Here is a 15,646-nt window from a genome sequence, read left to right as displayed (position 1 = left end):
CCTCCCCTGACCCCCCGTCACACGTGCGGCGGCTCCACGTCCGAGTCCAGCCGCGTCCCCGCCCGCACCGCGATCGTGGTCGGGTGCTCCTCCCCCAGCGTGCCCCGGGCCCTGCGGATGCACTCCGCCCGCAGCTCCGCGGCCCGCTCGGTGTACCCGAGGGCGGACAGCGACAGCGCGAGGTTGGAGTTGATGCCGATGGAGTCGTAGTGGTCCTGGCCGAGGGCGGCGGTCATCAGCGGCTCGGCCTCCAGCTCCAGGTCGAGCGCGGCCCGCAGCTCCCCGGCCAGCGCCAGGTCGTTGGCGTGGTTCATCATCGCGATCGGGATGTAGAGGTGGTGCGCGCCGAGGACGGTGCGGAACTGCGCCAGCGTGCGGCCGGACAGCTCGCGGGCCTCCGCCGTGCGCCCCGCCAGCCGCAGGTACACCGAGAGGTTGTTGGCGCCGGCCAGCGTCACCGGGTGGTCCTCGCCCAGGTAGTCGCGGTACCGCGCCAGCGCCCGTTCCGCCAGCGGTATCGCCCGCCCGGTGTCGCCGAGCGCGTTGAGGTCGCTGGCCAGGTTGGTGGCGGCGGCCAGGGTGTCGGGGTGCTCGGGACCGTTGATGTCCAGGTAGCGCTGGTAGATGTCCTCGTCGATCTCCAGGGCCTCGTGGTAGCGGCCGGCCCGGCGCAGCGCCACCGCCAGGTTCTTGCGGGCGCGCAGGGTGTCGGTGTGGCCGTCGCCGATGGTCTGCTGGTAGATCCGGACGGTCTCCTCCAGCAGGTCCAGGGCCTCCCGCAGCCGCCCGGTCTCGCGCAGGTCGCGGGCGTAGTTGGAGGCCGAGGAGAGCGCGTACAGGCTGTGCGCGCCGAGCGCGTCGCGCTGCTGGAGGTAGTTGCTGCGGTGCCGCTCCAGGGCGGCCCGGCGGTCGCCGGCCAGGTAGTCGGAGACGGCCAGGTTGTTGGTGATCATCAGGGTGCGCGGGTGGTCCGGGCCGAGGGTGCGCCGGGCGGCGTCCAGGGTCCGGCGGTCGAGCGCCCGGGCCTCGTCGTAGCGGCCGAGGAAACGCAGGTCGGCACCGAGGCTGTTGGCGACGGCGAGGGTGTGCGAGTGCTCCGGGCCCAGCGTCGCGGTGAAGCGCTCCAGGATGTCCCGGTCCATCTCGTACGCCTCCTGGAGGGCGCCCTGGGAGCGGCGGATGTTGCTCAGCTGGGTGCGCAGCATGAGCGTCTGGGCGTCGTTGTCGGCGTCGAAGCCGGGCCCGCCGTAGCCGTCCCGGCGCCAGTGCTCCAGGGTCCGCTCGGCCAGTTCCCGGCCGGACTCGTGCAGGCTGCGCTTCCACTGGTAGCGGACCGAGTCGATGATCCACTGCCGGACGTCCTCGTCGGCGCTGTCCAGCGCCCCGGACGGCCAGAGGTGGGGCAGGAGTTCGGCGTACTCGGCCCAGTTGGCGGGAACGTCCGGGTCGCCGGGGTTGGCGGAGGCGAGCGCGGCGTGGACGACGCCGCGCAGTTCGGCCCGCCGCTCCTCCTCGACCTGGTCGCGCAGGACGGCCTGGACGAGCCGGTGCACGGTGATGGTCTCGCTGCCCTGGTCGGTGCGGGCGAGCCCGAACCGGTTGATGGCCCGCAGGAACTCGCCGATCGCGAGCTTGTCGCGGGGCGCGCGCGGGGGCAGCCGCAGGGCGCGGGTGACGGCCCGGCTGTAGAGCAGCCGCATCGGGATGGCGTCGGGGCCGAAGAAGGCGCAGATCTCCAGGATCTGGGCGGCCGGGGCGTTCATCCGGCGCAGTTCCTCGACCGAGATGCGCCAGGTCGCGGCGGCCGAGTGCGGGTAGTCGGCGGTGCGCAGCCGGGTGCGTTCCAGCATCTCGGTGAGTTCTTCGTCGAGCAGTTCGAGGTAGGTGGCGATCGGCATCGACGTCTCCTGGAGCCAGACGGCGGCCTGGCCGACGGCGAGCGGCAGGTCGCCGAGCCGGTGCGCGACCTGGTCGGCGTCCTCCGGGGAGAGGCCGCCGTTGAAGCGGCGCAGCAGCCGGACGCTCTCCTCGCGGAGGAAGACGTCGACCTCGACCAGGCCGGCGTGCCGGGCCCAGCCCTGGTTGCGCGAGGTGATCAGCACGTGCCCGCCGGAGGAGCCGGCCGGCTGCCAGGGGGCCAGTTCCTCGGGGGTGCCGGCGTTGTCGAAGACGAGCAGCCAGCGGCGGTACGGCTGGCCCCGGCGCAGCGCGTCCAGGACGGCGACGGCGGTGTGCGCGACGTCGTCGCTGCTGGGCACGCCGAGCCTGGGGGCGAGTTCGGCGAGCTTCTGCGGGATGTTGGCGGGCTCCTCCGCCGGCACCCACCAGACCACGTCGTACGCGGCCTTGAAGCGGTGCGCGTACTCGGCGGCGATCTGGGACTTCCCGGCGCCGCCGAAGCCGTAGAGCACCTGGCTGAGCACGGCGGCGGGCCCGCCGGTGAAGCGGTTGCGGAGCAGTTCGAGCAGCTTGCCGCGGCCGATGAAGGCGGCGTTGCGCGAGGGTGCTTCCTGGACCTGCGGGGCGGTGCCGGGGAACCGGGCTGGGGCGGCGAACTCCCCGCTGTCGGAGTCGGGTTGGCGGTTGCTGCCGGGCGGCGGGCCGAGTTCGGCGTAGAGCTGGGACTCGGCTCCGACCGCGGAGGAGCGGACCAGGTCGGGCGCGGGCTGCCCGGTGAACGGGCGGGGCACCGGCTCGTCCGAGTCCTGGAGCCGGAAGGAGACCAACGCCGGTGATCCGGAGAGCAGTTCGCGCCCCTGGAGGAGCTGCCAGACCTCGGCGGCGCGGGGCAGCGCGGTGTACTCGGGCGAGAGCAGGGCGAGCAGCCGGCCCTGACCGTCGATCGGTCCGGCGACCTCCGGCGGCCGGGGGCCGGTGTACGGCTCGGCGGCGCTGTGCAGGGAGGCCTGGTAGCCGAAGCGGGTGAGCGTCCCGGCGGCCCACTCGGCCCACATCCGGTCCTCGGGCGCGTAGCTGACGTACACCTGGCGCGGCACCGCGCGGGCGGAGCGCAGATAGGCGCCGTAGAGCCGGCGGCGGTTCTCCGCGGTGAGCGGCCGCAGGGTGCGGACCCGGCCGTCGGTGATCCAACCGGCCAGCCGCTCGAAGGCGTTGAGCAGGCTGCGGGCCTCCTGCGGCCGGTCGGCGACGGTGGCGGGCACCTCCTCGTAGGCGTAGAAGGGCTTGTACGGCACCTCGACGTCGGCCCAGTAGGCGGCCCGGCGGTCGCCGGGCAGCCAGCGGCCCAGGTAGGGGGCGAAGGCCTCGCGGGCGTAGTCGCGGCCTGCCTCCAGGCGCTCCTGCTCGGCGTCCTCGACCCGCATCGGCACCGGCAGGACACGGATCGCCCGCTCCTCGGCCTCGGCGATGGCGCGGGCGGCGTCGACGCCGCCGCGGATGTTCTGGGCGCTGAAGGTGAAGCAGTCCACGACGGTGTCGGGCATCAGGACGGTGCAGATGCCGGAGGTGTCGCTGACCCCGGTGCGACTGTCGATGAGCACGTAGTCGTAGCCGCGGGCCCAGCGTTCGCGCAGTTCGCGCAGGAACTCGCCGCCCCGGATGTCCCGGCCGTGGTAGAAGCTGCGCCAGTTGAAGCTGGTGACGGCGGCGGCGTAGGCGGCGCTCTGCCGGCCCGCGGGCAGGAAGTCGAGCCGCCCGCCGGGCGGCAGGTCGAGGGCGAGGCCGCAGACGTAGCCCTCCAGGCGTCCGGGCTCGTCCAGCCAGTCGGCCGGGGACAGCCCGACCGGTCCGGCGGCCGAGGGCAGGGCCTGCTTGACGTAGGAGCGCAGCAGGTCGATCAGGCCGTCGGTGGAGTGCAGTTCCGGATCGACCAGCAGCGGGTGGTAGTAGCGGTGGAGGCCCGGCGCCTCCAGGTCCCAGTCGACGACCAGGACGCGCAGGCCGCGGCTGGCGAGGATCCAGCCGACGTTGGCGAGTGCCATGGTGCGACCGGTGCCGCCCTTGAAGGAGTAGAACGTGACGACCGATCCCGGTCCGCCGCGCTCCGGTTCTGCGCCGGGCTCAGTGGTCATCGTCCTGGTCTCCCCTCAGCGGGACGGCGTCGTCGTCCTGGCCCCGGCGCGGGCCGGGCGGTTCGTTCGGAGGCGGATCGGGATGGTGCGCGTCCGCCGGGCCGGGGCGCGGGCCCGGCGGGCGGGGACGGCCGGGCGGCCCGGCCGGGATGGTCAGCCCGGGCATGTCCGGACCGTCGCCCCCGAGGCCGAAGGCGTCCCCGTCATCGTCTCCCCAATCGAGGTTGTCGTCCATGAGCTTGTTCTGGGCGACCGTCACCATGATGGTGAGGTCGCTGTCGAAGCTCTCCTGGCTCACGCGCACCCGGAACAAGTGCTCCAGGTCGCTCCGGCGTAACCAGTTGCGCCGGAACACGCCGCGCACGCCGGTCCACGGCGCCTCGCGCTCCCCGTCCGGGTCGTTGCTGCCGATCGGGACCACCACGCCGGTGACGGGGTGGTTCTGGTCGTCGTACTCGCTCAGCGCGGCCCGGTAGCGGCCGCTGCCGGCCACCCACGGGTCGACCAGGAGCACGCTGACCTGGCTGTCCTCCCGGGCCTGGTCGAGCTTCTCGCCGAGGCCGGGGCCGATCTCCTCCAGCGTGGTGGTGTGCCCGGCCGCGGTGATCACCTGCTGGGCGCGCGCCGCCAGGGACGGCCGGGTGGGCGGGTAGTAGGGAGCCCAGTGCCAGGGCTTGGCCCCGTACCAGCCGCCCGTGTACGAGCCGCCCTCGGCCGCGGCCTCCGAGGCGCACCCGGCGGCGATGAACAGCCGCACCATCCCGGGGCTGGGGGCGGGCTCCGGCGCCGCCGGGGGCGGGAAGTAGCCGCGCACCGCGCCGAGGTCGAACTCGGGCAGCTCGCCGAGCCGCCGCGCGGCCGCGTCCCGGACCCGCTCCGCGACCACCCTGACGACCTGCTCGTACGCCCCGCTCTGCGCGGTGCGCAGCAGGGCCCGCAGGCCGTGCCGGGCGTAGGCGTCGCCCATGTCCGGCTGGACCCACTGGACCCTGGTCACCTCGGTGGCCAGTTCGCCCGATCCGACGGGCTCCCAGAGCACCGGGATCAGCGCCGGAACGAGCTCCCCGGTGTCCTCGTGGTGGCGCCGCACCCGGCCCCGGAAGGCGGTCCACTCCTTGCCGCAGTAGAGGCTGGCGAAGTAGGCCGGGGAGTAGAGCGCGATCATGGTCCGGCTGCGGCCCAGCATCGTCGCGAGCCGCTCGGCCCAGTCGTCGCCGAGGCGCAGCTGCTCGGTGTCGCGGAAGGCGAGTTCCTCGGCCCGGACCGCCGCGCCGAGCAGTCGGCCGAGTTCGTCCCGCAGGTCGTTGAAGAACTGGTTGACGAAGGCGTCCTCGGTCTCGAAGTCCCGACGCGCGTAGCTGAAGAAGAAGTACGGCCGTTGTTGTTCCTGCTCCACCACTCGAATCCCCCGTGCCCGACAGTCCGCGACGGCGCTGGTTTCATACCCCAGCATGTCGTGAACTCCCCTGGCTCCGCTGGCGAGTTGGGGGATTCGGAGCCACCGGCGGTTCAGCCGGTGGTCAGGCGTGGCAGGGCAGCCCGGGGCCGCTCCGGCGCCCGGCGGCGCGCGGACGGGGTCACGGGGCGGGCCGACGGCACCGGCGGGCTCAGCCGTCCGCGCGTCCGACCGGGGGCCTCCGCTCGGACGCCTCCGGCCGAGCCCTACTGGTCGAGCGCCTCCGCCCGGACGCCTCCGGCCGAGCCCTACTGGTCGGGCGCCTCCGCCCGGGCCCTACCGGTCGAGCGCCGACTGGAACGCGGCGAGCGGCTCCGCGCCGGGCGTCAGGGCGTCCGCGACCACCCGGCGCAGCAGGTCGCCGAGGACGGTGTCGGGCAGGGCGTCGAGTTCGTCGAGCGACAGGGCGGCGACGTCGACCAGGTCAGAGCCGAATCCAGCGGCGGTTTCCGCACCGGTGACGCCCATCAGTCCCTCACTCGATCGTGTCGGCACAGCGACGGCCGGCCGCAAGCGCGTCGACCCGGGTCCGCGACGGGCATCCTACTACCCGGGTGGTGACGGTCAATCAGATCCGTGCGAACGCCGCGCGGCGCGTGTGGGCCGAACGGATCACGGACAGAGCCGCTCCACCCGCCACCCCGTCGGGCCGGACGGGTCGACGACGTAGCGGAGCCGGTCGTGCAGCCGGTTCTCCCGCCCCTGCCAGAACTCGACGCTCTGCGGGACCACCCGGTAGCCGCCCCAGAACGGCGGGACGGGGACGCCCTCGCCCTCCGGGTAGCGGCGCTCCAGTTCCGCGTAGCGCTGTTCGAGGACCTCCCGCCCGCCGACCGGGCTGGACTGCTCGCTCGCCCAGGCGCCCAGCTGGGAGCCGTGCGGGCGGGTGCGGAAGTAGGCGGCGGTCTCGTCCCGGCCGACCTTCTCCACCCGGCCCTGGACGATCACCTGGCGGGCCAGCGGGATCCACGGGAACAACAGCGAGGCGTACGGGTTGGCGGCGAGCTCGGAGCCCTTGCGGGAGCCGTAGTTGGTGAAGAAGACGAAGCCGCGCAGGTCGTAGCCCTTGAGCAGGACGGTGCGCGAGCTCGGCCGCCCCTCGGCGTCGGCGGTGGAGAGCACCATCGCGTTGGCCTCCACCACCCCGGCGTCGTCCGCCTCGTGGAACCAGCGGGTGAACTGGGCGACCGGCTCGGGCGCGAGCTGCTCCTCGACCAGGCCCTCGTGGCTGTAGTGCTTGCGCATCACGGTGAGGTCCGGGCCTGGTCGGGCCTCGTCGGCCAGGGTCCGGTTGGCGGGGCTCAGGGGCGTCGACTGGGCGCGATCCGGGGTCTGCACGCCAACATCATCCCGTACGACAAGCAACGGGCACCGCTACCTCCGGACAAACCTCGGTGGGAGATCCGGTGAGCCACCCCCGCTTGGGCGCCCGCTTCACCGGGAATTGTCCGGAAACCGGGCGTTCGGTGCCGGCCACCCCGCGGATCCCCCGGGCGCGGCCGGACCCCCTCACGGGAAAGTCAAGCGGGCCCACGGGAAACATCACCACGGTGGTGTATGGCGCAATGCACCCCGTGCCTGTCACTCTGGCACCGAGTGCCAAACACCAATCGGTCACTGGCGCGTCCGCTCCACCAGAGGCGGGGCGCCGATCGCAGAACTTGAAGGAGCCGTCGCATGTCCGATTTCGTACCCGGGCTTGAGGGAGTCGTCGCGTTCGAGAGCGAGATCGCCGAACCCGACCGCGAGGGCGGCGCCCTGCGGTACCGCGGTGTCGACATCGACGACCTGGTCGGCAACGTCTCCTTCGGCCACGTCTGGGGCCTGCTGGTGGACGGCAAGTTCAACCCCGGCCTGCCGGCCGCCGAGCCCTTCCCGATCCCGGTGCACTCCGGCGACATCCGGGTCGACGTCCAGTCGGCGCTCGCCATGCTCGCCCCGGTCTGGGGCCTGAAGCCGCTGCTGGACATCGACGCCGACCAGGCCCGCGACGACCTCGCCCGGGCCGCCGTGATGGCACTCTCCTACGTCGCCCAGTCCGCCCGCGGCCAGGGCCTGCCGATGGTCCCGCAGAGCGAGATCGACAAGGCCGAGACGGTCGTCGAGCGGTTCATGATCCGCTGGCGCGGCGAGCCGGACCCGAAGCACGTCAAGGCCGTCGACGCCTACTGGACCTCGGCCGCCGAGCACGGCATGAACGCCTCCACCTTCACCGCCCGGGTCATCGCCTCCACCGGCGCCGACGTCGCGGCCGCCCTCTCCGGCGCGGTCGGCGCGATGTCCGGCCCGCTGCACGGCGGCGCGCCGTCCCGCGTGCTCGGCATGATCGAGGAGATCGAGCGCACCGGCGACGCGACGGCGTGGGTCAAGAACGCCCTGGACAAGGGCGAGCGCCTGATGGGCTTCGGCCACCGCGTCTACCGCGCCGAGGACCCGCGCGCCCGGGTGCTGCGCCGCACCGCCAAGGAGCTCGGCGCGCCGCGCTTCGAGGTCGCCGAGGCGCTGGAGAAGGCCGCGCTGGAGGAGCTGCACAACCGCCGCCCCGACCGCGTGCTGGCCACCAACGTCGAGTTCTGGGCCGCCATCATGCTGGACTTCGCCGAGGTGCCGGCGCACATGTTCACCTCGATGTTCACCTGCGCGCGCACCGCCGGGTGGTCGGCGCACATCCTGGAGCAGAAGCGCACGGGCCGGCTCGTGCGCCCCTCCGCGCGCTACGTCGGCCCCGGCCCGCGCCGCCCCGAGGAGATCGAGGGCTGGGACGCCATCGCCCGCTGACGATTACCGGACGAGCGTCCGGACAGTGCCCCTGACCAGCGGGTCCGGCTCCGGCCGGGCCCGCTGTCGGCGTCCGCGGGCAGCGGGGTGCCCGGCGAAGATCACAGTCTCAGCGGGCGGACGGCCGTACCCCCGCCCGGCCCCCGGCGGTAGGCTGCGCGCGTGGCCCAGATCCAGATCCCCGCTGACATCAAGCCCGCAGACGGCCGTTTCGGCTGCGGACCGTCCAAGGTGCGTCCCGAGGCCCTCAGCGCCCTCGCCGCCACCCAGACCTCCCTGCTCGGCACCTCGCACCGCCAGGCCCCGGTGAAGAACCTGGTCAAGCGCGTGCGCGAGGGTGTGAGCAGCCTGTTCTCGCTGCCGGACGGCTACCAGGTCGTCCTCGGCAACGGCGGCTCCACCGCGTTCTGGGACATCGCGGCCTTCGGCCTGGTGCGGGAGAAGTCCCAGCACCTGGACTTCGGCGAGTTCTCCTCGAAGTTCGCCTCCTCGGTCAAGGCCGCGCCGTGGCTCGGCGAGCCGACCGTGATCAAGAGCGCCCCGGGCACCCACCCGCTGCCGGTCGCCGAGGCCGGCGTGGACGTCTACGGGCTGACCCACAACGAGACCTCGACCGGCGTCGCGATGCCGATCAAGCGCCCGGCCGGCGCGGACGAGGGCTCGCTGGTCCTGGTGGACGCCACCTCGGGCGCCGGCGGCCTGCCGGTGGACATCACCGAGACGGACGTCTACTACTTCGCGCCGCAGAAGTCCTTCGCCTCCGAGGGCGGCCTGTGGCTGGCCACCTTCTCCCCGGCCGCCCTGGAGCGCACCGCCGAGATCGCCGGCTCCGGCCGGTACGTCCCGCCGTTCTTCTCGCTGCCGACGGCCATCGACAACTCGTCGAAGGACCAGACGTACAACACCCCGTCGCTGGCCACCCTCTTCCTGCTGGCCGACCAGCTGGAGTGGCTGAACGGCAACGGCGGGCTGGACTGGGCGGTCGCCCGCACCGCCGACTCCTCGTCCCGGCTGTACTCCTGGGCCGAGAAGTCCTCCTTCGCGACCCCGTTCGTGGCCGACCCGGCCGAGCGCTCCCAGGTGGTCGGCACCATCGACTTCGACGAGTCGGTGGACGCCGCCGCGGTCGCCAAGGCGCTGCGCGCCAACGGCATCGTGGACACCGAGCCGTACCGCAAGCTGGGCCGCAACCAGCTGCGCATCGCGATGTTCCCGGCGATCGACCCGGCGGACGTCGAGGCGCTCACCCACTGCATCGACTACGTGGTCGGGCAGCTCTGATCCTGGTCCGCCACGGACTGCGGTCGGGACTCCGGTCCGGACCGCGACCCGGCCTCCGGTCCGCCGAGGACACGGTGCCGAAGGCACGGCGCTGAGGACACGGCCGAGGGCCACCGCCGACGGGCGGTGGCCCTCTCGCCGTTCAGGGGGCCTACCGGCCGGCCAGCGAGCTGATCAGCACGACGACCAGCAGCAGCACCAGGGTGCCGGAGACGATGCGGTTACGAGTCTTGGGGTCCACGGTCAATGAGCGTACCTTCGGCTCACCGCGGACCGGACCCGAGCCCCCGAGCCCAGAGCGCCGCCCCCCGGCCACCGACCGCCGCCCCCGGCCGCCGACCACCGAGCGCCGAGCGCCGCCGTCAGCTCCAGTCCGCCAGCGCCCAGGACCGCAGCGACTCGTAGTGGGCGAAGCCGCCGCCCAGGTCGCTGCGCATCAGGTGCAGCTCGGCGGCCTCCCACTCCGGCCCCCGGTAGTCGGCCAGCCCCGCCACCAGGCCGTCCAGCTCGGCCGCCGCGACCCGCTGCACGGCCCGCCGGTGGCCGCGCGAGGAGCCGGCCCGGGCGAGGGTGAGGTGCGGGTGGAAGGCGAAGCGGTCGGTCGCCCCGGTCACCTCGGCGGTGGCCTCGGCGACGGCCTCGGCCAGCCGGCGCAGCGCCCAGTCCTGGCCCTCGATCCCGGCCCAGAGCACCCGGTCGCCGAACCGCCCGGCGCCCGCGATCCGCAGCCGGTGCACCGGGTGCACCTCGGCGACGGCGGCCAGGCCCGCCTCCAGCTCCGGCAGCCGCTCGGCCGGCACCTCGCCCAGGAAGGCCAGGGTCAGGTGCCAGCCCTCGACGCCGGTCCAGCGCAGCCGGTCCGCCCCGGGCAGCCCCCGCACCGGCGCGACCGCGTCGGAGAGCCCCTGCAACGCCTCGGTCGGCGGCAGCACCGCCACGAACAGCCTCATGCCCCCATCCTCCCGCGTGTTCCGGCGTCCTCCCGCGTCCTCCCCGCTTCGTCCCGCTTCGTTCCGCGTCTTCCCGCGCGCCCCGGTTCCGGGTAGAACGGCTTCATGATCGATTCCAGCGGCCTGAAGATCCGCACCGGAGGCCCCGAGGACATCCCCGCCGTCCTCTCCTTGCTCGACGGCGCCGTGGCCTGGCTGGCCGCCCGGGGCCGCACCGGCCAGTGGGGCGACCAGCCGTTCAGCACCGACCCGGCCCGGGTGGAGCACATCACGAAGTACGGCGCCGAGCCGTTCCTGATCCGCCTCGCGGTGGACGGCCGGGGCCGTACGGTCGGCTCCTGCGTGCTGTCCGAGGAGCGCGGCGCGTACGTCCCCGCGGTGGCGGAGCGCGAGCTGTTCGTCCGCAACCTGGTGACCGACCGCGACCACCGGGGCTCGGGCATCGGCGCCGCGCTGATCGCCGACGCGGTCGAGGAGGCCCGGCGGCGCGGCATCGGCCTGCTCCGGGTGGACTGCTACGCCGGTGACGACCGCCGGCTGGTCGCCCAGTACCGGGCGCTCGGCTTCACCGAGACCGAGGGCTTCGAGGTCCAGCGGCCGGACGGCGTCTGGCCGGGCCAGGTCCTCGCCATCCGGCTCTGAGGCGCCCGGCCCTGAGGCACCCGCTCCGACGTGGCCGGCTCCCGAGTGCCCGGCTCCGGCCCCGGCGGCCCGCTCCTGCCACGTCCGGCTCCGGCCCGTCATCGGCCTCCGGGACACCCCGGAGGCCTGACGGCCCGTCAGCAGGCCGTCGCCAGCTCGGTCTTGCTCGCCGAACCGGCCCGCGGCACGAACGCCACCACCCGGCCGCCGCGACCGGGGTGCAGGTCGAACCGCAGCCGCAGGTCCGCGCTGCGGGCCAGCACCAGCCCGACCACACCGGCCGCCGCCGCGGACACCAGCCCACAGGCCAGCAGGCCCAGCCGGGGCCCGTACGAGGCGGTCACCCAGCCGACGATCGGGGCGCCGATCGGCGTGCCGCCGGTGAAGACCAGCACCAGCAGGCCCATCACCCGGCCGCGCATCTCCGGGTCGGTGGCCAGCTGGAGCGAGGCGTTGACCGAGGTGTTGAAGCTCAGCCCGAAGATCCCGATCAGCGTCAGCAGCAGCGCGAAGGTCCAGTAGTCGGGCGCGAACGCGGCGACCACCTCCAGCGTGCCGAAGGCCAGCGCGGCCCCGACCAGCCGGCGCAGTCGCGGCGCGCCCCGGCGGGCGGCGAGCAGCGCGCCGGCCAGCGAGCCGATCGCCATCGCGGTGTTCAGCAGGCCGTACTGGCCGGCGCCCACCTTGAAGGTGTCGTACGCGAAACCCGAGAGCAGCGTCGGGAAGTTGAAGCCGAAGGTGCCGATGAACCCGGCCAGCACCATCGGCCAGAGCAGTTCGGGCCGCTCCTTGACGTACCGCAGCCCCTCGCGCAACTGCCCCTTCTCGCGGGCGATCGGCGCGGTCGGGCGCAGTTCGCTCTCCCGCATCGCCAGCAGCCCGCCGATCACGGCGGCGAAGGACAGCGCGTTGACGGCGAACGCCCAGCCGCTGCCGACCGCGGCGATCAGCAGGCCCGCGACGGCGGGGCCGACCAGCCGGGCGGTCTGGAAGTTGGCGGCGTTCAGGCTGACGGCGTTGGCGAGGTCCTTGGGCCCGACCATCTCGGAGACGAAGGCCTGCCGGGTCGGGTTGTCCACCACGGTGACCAGGCCGAGCAGCAGCGCGAAGAAGTACACGTAGTACGGCGTCACCACGCCGCCGACGGTCAGCACCGCGAGGCCGGCGGCCAGCAGGCCCATCGCGCCCTGGGTGTAGATCAGCAGCCGGCGCTTGGGCATCCGGTCCGCGAGCACGCCGCCGAACAGGCCGAACAGCAGCATCGGGAGGAACTGCATGGCGGTGGTGATGCCGACCGCCAGCGGGCTGCCGGTGAGGCTCAGCACCAGCCAGTCCTGGGCGATCCGCTGCATCCAGGTGCCGGTGTTGGACACCACCTGGCCGGCGAAGTAGTAGCGGTAGTTGCGAACGCGCAGTGAGGAGAACATCTCCCCGGGGCGGGTGAACCGGGCGCCGGTGGGCGATGCGGCCGCGTGGGTGCGGCCCTGAGCGGCGGATCCGTCCGCCGCGGTGCGTTCGTCGGGGTCGTCGTCGCCGTTGCCGGGCAGTCCCGTGGGGGCGGGCGCCTGGGCGTCGGCGGCCGCGGCGCTGGCCGCGGCGGGGTCGGTCGTCGGGTCGTCGGTACGGATGGCGGCGGCGCTGGCTGCGGCCGGCGTGGTCACGGTGGTCTCCCCTCGCGGCGCGACGGCCATGGTGGTGGCCGTCGCGCTCCTGGTGTCGGTGGTCGGTCCTGCGGTGATGCGGGCTCCTTCTTCTCCCGGCGGCCGGCCGGGGTCGGTGTGCCTAGAGGTGTGCGAGCTTGTAGAGCACGGGCGCGGCCTCCCTGAGGACGGCCCATTCCTCCTCGTCGAGCCCCTGGGCGAGCTCGGCGAGCCAGACGTTCCGGCGTCGACGGCTCTCCGCGAGGATCGTCTCCGCCTGCTCGGTGCTGCTGACGACCACCTGACGGCGGTCCTCGGGGTGCGGCTCGCGCCGCACCAGCCCCTTCTCCTCCAGCATCGCGACGATCCTGGTCATCGAAGGAGGCTGCACGTGCTCCTTCCGGGCGAGCTCACCCGGCGTCGCCTTTCCGCACCGGGCGAGGGTGCCCAGCACTCCCATCTCGGTGGGACTCAGCGACTCCTCCACCCGCTGGTGTTTGAGTCGTCGGGAGAGGCGCATCGTGGACGATCGCAGCTGACTGATCGCTGCGAGGTCCTGCTCGGACATCTCGGGCATCTCTTTAGCCTACGTCATTACTCTCTCTAAGGAAAATGAGATCCGCCGCGCCCCGGAGCCGGCCCGGTGCCATATTGGTCATGGGCCCAAGCTCTCGACTCCCGGAAGGGCCGACCAGCCATGTCCGACCTCGCCACCGAGCAGTCCGAACGGTCCGCGCCGTCCGAACGGCCGCAGCCGTCCGAGCGGTCCGGGTCCGGTGACACCGGCTTCGCCCGGCTCGCCATGGTCACCATCGACTGCGCCGACCCGGTCGCGCTGGCGTCGTTCTACGGCGAGCTGCTGGGGTGGGAGACCCGGCACGCGGACGAGAACTTCGCGATCCTGGACAACCCCGAGGGCGGCAGCCCGCTGGGCTTCGGGCGGGTGAGCGGGTACCGGCCGGAGCCGTGGACGGAGCCGGACGGCAGCAAACACTTCCACCTCGACTTCTACGTCGACGACCTGGAGGAAGCCACCGCGAAGGCCCTGGCACTCGGCGCCACCGAGCCCGCCTACCAGCACGGCCGCACGCTGCGGGTGCTGATCGACCCGGCCGGCCACCCGTTCGGCCTAGCGCCGCTGGAGTGACCGCTGGAGTGACCACCGAGTGACCGCCGGAGCGGTCACCGCGGTGGCCGTCGAACCGGGCCGGCCACGGGAAGTGCGCACCCTACCCCGGCCGGGCGGGTCAGCGGGGGAACGCCCGGCGGGCGCGCCAGGTGGTGTGCTCCCGGGAGACCGCGTCCTCCGCCTCGGCCGCCAGCCGGGCCCACCGCGCCTCGGCGTCCGCCGCCTTGAGGTCCAGGTCGGACAGCTGGTTGCCGACGTTCTCCAGCTCGCGCGCGGCCAGCTGGTAGGCGGCGGCCAGCGGGCCGAGCTGCTTGAGCTGCGTCCAGGCGATGATCGCCGCCGCCGCGGCCGAGGTGGCGCCGAAGAGGTGCACCGAGAGGGCGCCGGTGGCCTGGGCGACGGCCGCCGCCGCCCCGAGGATGATCAGCACCGCGATGCCGAGCCCCCAGGAGACCGCCTGCGAGTCGCAGGCCTCGGCCCGGGATCGGTACCAGGTGCGCTGGCCCTCGACCCGGGTGCGCAGGTAGAGGGTGCGCCGCGCGGCCAGGTCCTCGGCCCGCATCCGCCGCATCTCCGGGGTGATCTCGGCGACGCTGCCGGGCGGCACGATCTCCGGGTCCTCGAAGGCCCGCAGCACGTCCTCCACCTGGAGCAGGTAGCCGCGGTCGACGTCCGGGGACTGCGCCTCGCCGTCGAACGGCCGGGCCCGGACGGTGTACTTCCAGGCCAGCGTCTTGACCGACTCGGCCGCCGCCCGCGCCTGGTACCAGCGACCCTGCGGGTTGCCGCGGCGCAGCCGGGACCAGAAGTACCCGGCCACCAGGAAGGCCGCCACCGAGAACAGCGGCCAGACGTCGAAGCCGCCCTTGTCGTGCGGGCCGGGGAACGACCCGATCACGGCGGCGACCACCAGCATCGCGATCAGTCCGCGGTACCAGCGCAGCGTCTCGCGCTGGCCGTCCAGCGAGGCCTTGTCCGTCGTCCAGAAGAGCTCCGGCAGCAGCTGCGCCTCGACGCCCCCCGGCGGATCCTGTTGCACCATCGGTCGAGCCCCCTCCCCCTATTCCGTCCAGCCAGTATTCCCGCCGCCAACTGGCCTACACGGACGCCTTTTTGACAACTTCCGACGGCCGGACGTTGTCCGGAGCGGGCGCTAACCGATATAACCGGTTACATGCCGCTGCACTGGAAGCTCGTCATCGACTGCGCCGACCCGCACCGCCAGGCCGCCTTCTGGGCCGCCGCCCTGGAGTACGCGCTGGAGGACCACGGCGCGCTGATCACCCGGCTGCTCGCCGCCGGCGCGGTCGGCCCCGAGGCCCTGACCGAGGTGGACGGCCACCCGGCCTGGCGCACGCTGGCGGCCGTCCGCCACCCCGAGGACCCGTTCGACCCGGCCTCGGACACCGGCCTCGGCCGCCGGGTCCTCTTCCAGGCCGTCCCCGAGCCCAAGCAGGGCAAGAACCGCTTCCACCTCGACGTCCACGCCGGCCCGGCCGGACGCCAGGCCACCGTCGCCCGCCTCGAAGCCCTCGGCGCCACGGTCGTCCGGCAGGTCGAGGAACCCGGCGGCGCCTGGACCGTCATGCGGGACCCCGAGCAGAACGACTTCTGCGTCCACTGACGACCGCCCCCACGAACGCCGCGGGGGGGGGGGGGGGGGGGGGGGGGGGGGGGGGGGGGGGGGGGGGGGGGGGGGGGGGGGGGGTGGGGGGGGGAGGGGGGGGGGGGAACCATAG

The 15,646-nt window shown here is 73.8% G+C and carries 13 protein-coding genes; 5 read left to right on the top strand and 8 right to left on the bottom strand.

Annotated elements, in window-relative coordinates; all coding sequences use genetic code 11:
• Positions 1-17 precede the first annotated feature (17 nt).
• The 4 genes from fxsT to pdxH form a co-directional block, all read right to left on the bottom strand.
• Entirely contained in the window at positions 18-4,031 is a 4,014-nt protein-coding gene (gene fxsT, locus ACZ55U_RS05910) for an FxSxx-COOH system tetratricopeptide repeat protein (RefSeq protein WP_465522850.1), read from the bottom strand.
• The gene (locus tag ACZ55U_RS05905; protein ID WP_465522848.1) at positions 4,021-5,427 is read right to left on the bottom strand and encodes a TIR-like protein FxsC; all 1,407 of its coding nucleotides are present in this window, start codon (positions 5,425-5,427) and stop codon (positions 4,021-4,023) included. Before ACZ55U_RS05905 ends, fxsT begins: the two co-directional genes overlap by 11 nt.
• Positions 5,428-5,763: 336 nt before the next feature.
• Complete coding sequence (gene fxsA, locus ACZ55U_RS05900; protein ID WP_465522846.1) at positions 5,764-5,955, bottom strand: FxSxx-COOH cyclophane-containing RiPP peptide; 192 nt, start codon at positions 5,953-5,955, stop codon at positions 5,764-5,766.
• Between the two features lie 144 nt (positions 5,956-6,099).
• Entirely contained in the window at positions 6,100-6,732 is a 633-nt protein-coding gene (gene pdxH / locus ACZ55U_RS05895) for a pyridoxamine 5'-phosphate oxidase (RefSeq protein WP_465522998.1), read from the bottom strand.
• 432 nt (positions 6,733-7,164) lie between these two features.
• Here pdxH and ACZ55U_RS05890 point away from each other — a divergent pair, with 432 nt between their 5' ends.
• Together ACZ55U_RS05890 and serC are read left to right on the top strand one after the other, a co-directional pair.
• Entirely contained in the window at positions 7,165-8,265 is a 1,101-nt protein-coding gene (locus ACZ55U_RS05890; protein ID WP_465522844.1) for a citrate synthase 2, read from the top strand.
• A gap of 162 nt (positions 8,266-8,427) precedes the next feature.
• On the top strand, positions 8,428-9,546 hold the full coding sequence (gene serC / locus ACZ55U_RS05885) for a phosphoserine transaminase (protein WP_465522842.1): 1,119 nt from the start codon (positions 8,428-8,430) through the stop codon (positions 9,544-9,546).
• A 362-nt stretch (positions 9,547-9,908) separates the two neighbouring features.
• On the opposite strand, the gene thpR is transcribed toward serC, so the two are convergent.
• Complete coding sequence (thpR, locus tag ACZ55U_RS05880; RefSeq protein WP_465522840.1) at positions 9,909-10,496, bottom strand: RNA 2',3'-cyclic phosphodiesterase; 588 nt, start codon at positions 10,494-10,496, stop codon at positions 9,909-9,911.
• A gap of 105 nt (positions 10,497-10,601) precedes the next feature.
• Between thpR and ACZ55U_RS05875 the strand changes: the two genes are divergently transcribed.
• Complete coding sequence (locus ACZ55U_RS05875; RefSeq protein ID WP_465522838.1) at positions 10,602-11,138, top strand: GNAT family N-acetyltransferase; 537 nt, start codon at positions 10,602-10,604, stop codon at positions 11,136-11,138.
• A 137-nt stretch (positions 11,139-11,275) separates the two neighbouring features.
• Here ACZ55U_RS05875 and ACZ55U_RS05870 read toward each other — a convergent pair whose 3' ends face one another.
• Positions 11,276-12,829 carry an MFS transporter gene (locus tag ACZ55U_RS05870; RefSeq protein ID WP_465522836.1) on the bottom strand — a complete coding sequence of 518 codons (1,554 nt, stop codon included), beginning with the start codon at positions 12,827-12,829 and terminating at the stop codon, positions 11,276-11,278.
• A gap of 91 nt (positions 12,830-12,920) precedes the next feature.
• Positions 12,921-13,355: a MarR family winged helix-turn-helix transcriptional regulator gene (locus ACZ55U_RS05865; protein ID WP_030235202.1), complete on the bottom strand. Its 435-nt coding sequence runs from the start codon at positions 13,353-13,355 to the stop codon at positions 12,921-12,923.
• 120 nt (positions 13,356-13,475) lie between these two features.
• Between ACZ55U_RS05865 and ACZ55U_RS05860 the strand changes: the two genes are divergently transcribed.
• Complete coding sequence (locus tag ACZ55U_RS05860; protein WP_465522834.1) at positions 13,476-13,925, top strand: VOC family protein; 450 nt, start codon at positions 13,476-13,478, stop codon at positions 13,923-13,925.
• A 100-nt stretch (positions 13,926-14,025) separates the two neighbouring features.
• Here the strand turns inward: ACZ55U_RS05860 and ACZ55U_RS05855 are convergent, their stop codons facing one another.
• Entirely contained in the window at positions 14,026-14,949 is a 924-nt protein-coding gene (locus tag ACZ55U_RS05855) for a DUF4231 domain-containing protein (protein WP_465522832.1), read from the bottom strand.
• A gap of 132 nt (positions 14,950-15,081) precedes the next feature.
• On the opposite strand from ACZ55U_RS05855, the gene ACZ55U_RS05850 reads away from it, so the two are divergent.
• Positions 15,082-15,531: a VOC family protein gene (locus tag ACZ55U_RS05850; protein WP_465522830.1), complete on the top strand. Its 450-nt coding sequence runs from the start codon at positions 15,082-15,084 to the stop codon at positions 15,529-15,531.
• Positions 15,532-15,646: the final 115 nt, after the last annotated feature.

Source organism: Kitasatospora sp. NPDC034533, assembly GCF_055575155.1.
Note: the sequence above shows the minus strand (reverse complement) of the source record. Positions and strands in the feature narration are given on the sequence as shown.